The organism is Rhizobacter sp., from assembly GCF_035702065.1.
Taxonomy (GTDB): domain Bacteria; phylum Pseudomonadota; class Gammaproteobacteria; order Burkholderiales; family Burkholderiaceae_C; genus Rhizobacter.
Genome location: NZ_DASSRA010000029.1, coordinates 1 through 5,975, shown reverse-complemented (window position 1 = coordinate 5,975; position 5,975 = coordinate 1). Strand labels below are relative to the sequence as shown.

General features: G+C 66.4%; 4 protein-coding genes and 1 pseudogene. 2 read left to right on the top strand and 3 right to left on the bottom strand.

Going from position 1 to position 5,975, the window contains the following annotated elements; genetic code table 11:
• The 3 genes from VFL64_RS01320 to VFL64_RS01310 all read right to left on the bottom strand — a co-directional run.
• Positions 1 to 906: acyl-CoA dehydrogenase family protein (locus tag VFL64_RS01320; protein WP_489538572.1), on the bottom strand; the 906-nt coding region annotated here is incomplete at its 3' end.
• Positions 907 to 984: 78 nt separating this feature from the next.
• A complete protein-coding gene (locus VFL64_RS01315; protein ID WP_489538571.1) occupies positions 985 to 2,127 on the bottom strand; it encodes an acyl-CoA dehydrogenase family protein in 1,143 nt (380 codons plus the stop codon).
• A 34-nt stretch (positions 2,128 to 2,161) separates the two neighbouring features.
• On the bottom strand, positions 2,162 to 3,382 hold the full coding sequence (locus VFL64_RS01310) for an acyl-CoA dehydrogenase family protein (protein ID WP_489538570.1): 1,221 nt from the start codon (positions 3,380 to 3,382) through the stop codon (positions 2,162 to 2,164).
• 338 nt (positions 3,383 to 3,720) lie between these two features.
• Here VFL64_RS01310 and VFL64_RS01305 point away from each other — a divergent pair, with 338 nt between their 5' ends.
• A complete protein-coding gene (locus VFL64_RS01305) occupies positions 3,721 to 5,826 on the top strand; it encodes a 3-hydroxyacyl-CoA dehydrogenase NAD-binding domain-containing protein (protein WP_489538569.1) in 2,106 nt (701 codons plus the stop codon).
• 18 nt (positions 5,827 to 5,844) lie between these two features.
• A pseudogene (locus VFL64_RS01300) lies at positions 5,845 to 5,975 on the top strand (acetyl-CoA C-acyltransferase); the annotation flags it as partial.

The following is a 5,975-nucleotide window of genomic DNA, read 5'->3' as shown; positions in this document are numbered from 1 at the left end:
GACGCCGATGCGGGCCTCGTTCATCATGTGGAACATCGCGGCCAGGCCCTGGTTCGGCTGGCCGATGAGTTCGCCGTAGCAGTTGCCCTTCTCGCCGAAGGACAGCATGGTCGACGTGGTGCCACGCCAACCCATCTTGTGGATCAGCCCGGCGAGCGCGACATCGTTGCGCGCACCCAGCGAGCCGTCGTCGTTGACCAGGAACTTCGGGCAGATGAAGAGCGAGATGCCCTTCACGCCCGCCGGTGCGCCGGGCAGCCGTGCCAGCACCAGGTGAATGATGTTCTCGCTCAGCTCATGGTCGCCGCCCGAGATGAAGATCTTGTTGCCCGTGAGGCGGTAGCTGCCGTCGGCCTGCGGCACCGCGGTGGTGGTGATGTCGGACAGGCTGGAGCCGGCCTGCGGCTCGGTGAGGCACATGGTGCCGAAGAAGCGGCCGCTCAACATGTGCGGCAGGTAGCGCTTCTTCTGCGCGTCGGTGCCGAAGCGGTTGATGACGTTCGCGTTGGCGATGGTCAGGCCGACGTAGGAGTTGGTGGCCGCATTGGCGCTCTTGAAGATCGCCGAGAACGCCTGGCCCAGCAGCACGGGCAGCTGCATGCCGCCGAGCTCGTAGTCTTGCGTGGGGGCGATGAAACCGGCTTCGCAGTAGGCCTGCAGCGCCTCTTTCACCTGCGGAATGATCGTGACCTGCTTCCCGTCGAAGGTGGGCTCTTCCTCGTCGCTCTCGCGGTTGTGGGTGAAGAACTTGTCGGCGGCGATGGCCATCGCCGCATCGAGCGCGGCGACGAAGGTCTCGCGGCTGTGGTCGGCGTGGCGCGGGCGCTGGGTCAGCGCCTCGGCGTCGTTGACTTCGAAGACCTGGAAGTCGAGATCGCGGCGGTTGATGATGAGGTCGGCGGTCATGTTCTTGTGCTGTTGGAGTGAGAAGGGCCCGCTGCGTGATGCATGCGGGCCCTGGTCGTGGGCGAGGTGCGGGAGGCGTCAGGCGGCCAGCAGGCTGTCGCTGAACTTGCCCAGGTGGTGGTCGACGTCGCCGAAGGTGGCGTTGATGACCGTCAGGCGCTTGAAGAGGTGCGCAGCCATCAGCTCGTCGGTCACGCCCATGCCACCGTGCATCTGCACGGCTTCCTGGCCGACCTTGCGCGCCGACTGGCCGATGTAGGCCTTGGCGGCCGACACCACACGGCGGCGCTCGGCCGGGTCGTTGCCGTCGACCGTGACGGCAGCCAGCAGCGCCATCGAACGCGCCTGCTCGGCAGCGATCGCCATCTCGGCCATGCGGTGCTGCAGCGCCTGGAACTTGCCGATGGGCACGCCGAACTGCTTGCGCGTCTTGAGGTACTCGAGCGTCTGCGCGTTGAGCGTGGCCATCACGCCCACCGCCTCGGCGCACAGCGCGGCGATGCCGCGGTCAATGGCGTGCTCGATGGCCGGCAGCGCCTGGTTCACCGAACCGACCAGCGCATCGGCGCCGACCTTCACGTCCTTCAGCAGCACCTCGCCGGCGCGCTGGTTGTCTTGCGTGGCGTAGGCACGGATCGTCACGCCCGCCGCCTTGGCGTCGACGACGAAGAGCGACACGCCGTTGGCGTCGAAGGCGCCACCCGAGGTGCGGGCCGAGACCAGCAGCTTGTCGGCCGAGGGGGCGCCCAGCACCACCGCCTTGTGGCCCGAGAGCGACCAGCCATCGCCGTCTTTCTTGGCGCTGGTGGCAACGTGGTTGGTGGCATAGCGCGCGCCGGGTTCACCGTGCGCCAGCGCGACCTGCAGCGTGCCTTGGGTGATGCCGCCCAGCAGCGTGTCGCGCTGCGCGGCGTTGCCGATGTCGTTGATCAGGCTGCCAGCCAGCACCACGCTGGACAGGAAGGGCTCAAGCGCGAGGCTGCTGCCCAGCGTCTCGGCGATCAGCATGGTGTCGACGGCATTGCCGCCCAGGCCGCCCACGGCCTCGGGGAACGGCAGGGCCAGGATGCCCAGCTCGGCGTAGGTCGCCCAGGCCTCGGCGCTGTGGCCCAGCGCGCTCTTGGTGATGGCGCGGCGCTGCTCGAAACCGTAGTCCTTGGCCAGGTAGCGCTTCAGGCTGTCCTGGATGGCGGTTTGCTCTTCGCTCAGATTGAAGTCCATGGTGTGTCCTCGTATTCGTTCGTAGGTTCTTCGTTCAGAGGCCCAGGATCATCTGGCTGATGATGTTCTTCTGGACTTCGGTCGAGCCGCCGTAGATGGTGGTCTTGCGCACGTTGAAGTAGGCGCCGCTGGTGTCGGTGTCGCGGGCCGAGAAGAAGTCGGTCAGCGGCTGCGAGCTGCCGGCCAGGTCCTGGCCGTCGTGCAGCCAGGGCACACCGTAAGAGCCGAGCGCCTGCATGGCGAGCTCGGTCAGCATCTGCTGGATCTCGGAGCCCTTGATCTTGAGCATCGAGGCCTCTGGGCCAGGCGCGTGGGCCTTGCCCTCTTGCGAGACGACCTTGAGGTTGGTGATCTCCAGCGCCATCAGCTCCATCTCGACCTGCGCGATGCGGTCGCGGAAGCGTTGGTCTTCGATCAGCGGCTTGCCGTTGTCGCCGTTCTGGCGGCGGGCCAGTGCCTTCAGGCGGCGCAGCGCAGCCTTGGAGCGGCCCACGCCAGCAATGCCGGTGCGCTCGTGCCCGAGCAGGAACTTGGCATACGTCCAGCCCTTGTTCTCTTCGCCGATGCGGTTCTCGACCGGCACACGCACGTTGTCGAACCAGACTTCGTTCACCTCATGCTCGCCGTCGAGCATGATGATCGGCTTGACGGTGATGCCCGGCGTCTTCATGTCGATCAGCAGGAAGCTGATGCCTTCCTGCTGGCGGCCTTCGGTGCTGGTGCGCACCAGGCAGAAGATCCAGTCGGCGTACTGGCCGAGCGTGTTCCAGGTCTTCTGGCCGTTGACGATGTAGTGCTCGCCCTTGTCGTCGGTGCCGCGCACGGCGCGGGTCTTGAGCGAGGCCAGGTCGGAGCCCGCACCCGGCTCCGAGTAGCCCTGGCACCACCAGTCCTGCGCCGAGATGATGCGCGGCAGGAAGTAGCTCTTCTGCGCCTCGTTGCCGAAACGCATGATCACCGGCGCGACCATCTTCAGGCCGAAGGGCAGCTGCATCGGCGTGCCGGCCTCGGCGCACTCGTCTTCGAAGATGTGGCGCTGCACGGCGTTCCAGCCCGGGCCGCCGTACTGCTCGGGCCAGTTCGAAGCGCCCCAGCCCTTCTCAAAAAGAATCTTTTGCCAGCGAACGATGTCTTCGTGGCTGCCGCGCTGGCCGCTGCGGGCACGGTCGCGGATGTCGGCGGGCAGCTTGTCGTTGATGAAGCTGCGCACCTCATCGCGGAATTTCTGCTCTTCGGGGCTGTAGTCGAGGTCCATGGATGTCTCCTGAGGCGGGCGCTTGGAAAATGGAAGCCGGTATTCTGCATCGCAAAACGCAAAACCGGAAATTGGAACTTTTACCAATCAGCGTGCTTGATTCTGCTCCAACTGCCTGTCACCCGCGAGACAAGCGTGCAGGAACTCCGGATCCAGTCGGGAATGACCTTGTTTACAAGCCTGGCCTCAGTAGTTACGATGGTCGCCTTTGCAAAATAGTGTTCCGCATTGCAGAACATTGATCCGCATTCGGCCAAATCGCCTCGGAACCTGCCCCCAGGTCGGCGCGATTTGCGCAAGTCGCCGTTCCCGCCAGTGCCAATCAGGAGCTATCCCACATGAGCAATCAACCGACCTCCACCCAGTACGACGTTCGCGGCACGGTTGCCGTCGTCACGCTGGCCAACCCGCCCGTGAACGGCCTCGGCTACGCATTGCGCACCGGCATCATTGCGGGCTTGGACAAGGCCCTGGCCGACGACAAGGTCAAGGCCGTGGTGCTGATCGGCAGCGACCGCGCCTTCTCGGGCGGCGCCGACGTGAAGGAGTTCGGCACCGCCAACGCCGGCAAGTCGCCCAACCTGCTCGACGTGATCAAGGCGGTCGAGAACTCGCCCAAGCCCGTGGTGGCCGCGATCGGTGGCATGGCCCTCGGCGGCGGCCTGGAGCTCGCGATGGGCGCGCACTTCCGCGTGGCCAAGCCCGATGCGCAACTCGGCCTGCCCGAGGTGAAGCTGGGCCTCTTGCCCGGTGCCGGCGGCACGCAGCGCCTGCCGCGCCTGATCGGCCTCGAATCCGCGCTCAACATGATCGTTTCGGGCGCCCCCGTGGCGGCCAAGAAGTTCGAAGGCACGCCGCTGGTCGACGCCGTTGTCGAAGGTGAGCTGCTGGCCGGCGCCATCCAGTTCGCCGAGAAGGCCGTGGCCGACAAGCTACCGCTCAAGCGCGCACGCGACCTCAAGGTCAAGCCGGTCGCGCCGGGCACCGAAGCCTTCCTGCAGTTCTCTCGCAACACCGTGGGCGCCATGGCCAAGAACTTCCCCGCGCCGCTGCAGTGTGTGGAAGCCGTGGCCGCCGCCGCCACCAAGCCTTTCGACGAAGGCATGAAGTTCGAGCGCGAGCTGTTCCAGTCGCTGATGCTCACCCCCGAGTCGCGTGCCCTGCGCCATGTGTTCAACGCAGAGCGCGCCGCGGCCAAGATCCCCGACGTGCCGGAAGACACCAAGCAGCGCGAGATCAAGAAGGTGGGCGTGATCGGCGCCGGCACCATGGGTGGCGGCATCACCATGAACTTCCTGAACGCCGGCATCCCCGTGGTGTTGCTCGAGATGAAGCAGGAAGCGCTGGACCGCGGCCTTGGCACCATCCGCAAGAACTACGAGAACTCGGCTGCCAAGGGCAAGCTGACCACCGAGCAGGTCGAGCAGCGCATGGGCCTCATCACGCCCACGCTGACCTACGACCCGATGAAGGACGTGGACCTCGTCATCGAGGCCGTGTTCGAGAGCATGGACGTCAAGGAACAGGTCTTCAAGACGCTCGACGAGGTGTGCAAGCCCGGTGCGATCCTGGCCTCCAACACCTCGTACCTCAATGTCGACAAGATCGCCGCCTTCACCAAGCGCCCGCAGGACGTGATCGGCCTGCACTTCTTCAGCCCGGCCAACGTGATGCGCCTGCTGGAGATCGTGCGCGGTGCCAAGACCGCGCACGACGTGCTGGCCACCAGCATGTCGCTGGCCAAGAAGATCAAGAAGGTCGCCGTCGTCTCGGGCGTGTGCGACGGCTTCATCGGCAACCGCATGCTGGCCCGCTACGGCGCCGCCGCGCAAGGCCTCATCAATGCCGGCGCACTGCCGCAGCAGATCGACGGCGCGCTGCAGAAGTACGGCATGGCCATGGGCCCGTTCCGCATGGGCGACCTGGCGGGCCTGGACATCGGCTGGGCCACGCGCAAGCGCAAGGCCGCCGAAGCCGGCGTGGCGCTCACGCCCAACGTGGCCGACAAGCTGTGCGAAGCCGGCCGCTTCGGCCAGAAGACCGGCTCCGGCTGGTACCGCTACGAAGCGGGCAAGCGCGACCCGATCCCCGATCCGGTGACCGAGCAGCTGATCGCCGACTACCGCGCGGCCGCGGGCATCACGCCGCGCAAGATCAGCGACGAGGAAGTGGTCGAGCGCTGCATCTTCGCGCTGGTCAACGAAGGCGCGCGCATCCTGGCCGAAGGCATCGCCGCGCGTGCCAGCGACATCGACCTGGTGTACCTCAACGGCTACGGCTTCCCCGCACACCGCGGCGGCCCGATGCTCTACGCCGACATCGTGGGCCTGCCCAACGTCGTGCGCGCCCTGCGCCGCTTCGCGGCCGAGCCCGGCGCCGACGCTTCGTGGCAGCCCGCCCCGCTGCTGGTGCAACTGGCCGAAGCCGGCACGACGTTTAACTGAATCGCAAGGACCGCCAACATGACTACCGACGTCGTCATCGTCTCCACCGCCCGCACCGGCCTGGCCAAGAGCTGGAAGGGCGCTTTCAACATGACTTACGGCCCCACCCTGGCCGCCCACTCGATCGAGCATGCGGTCAAGCGCGCCGG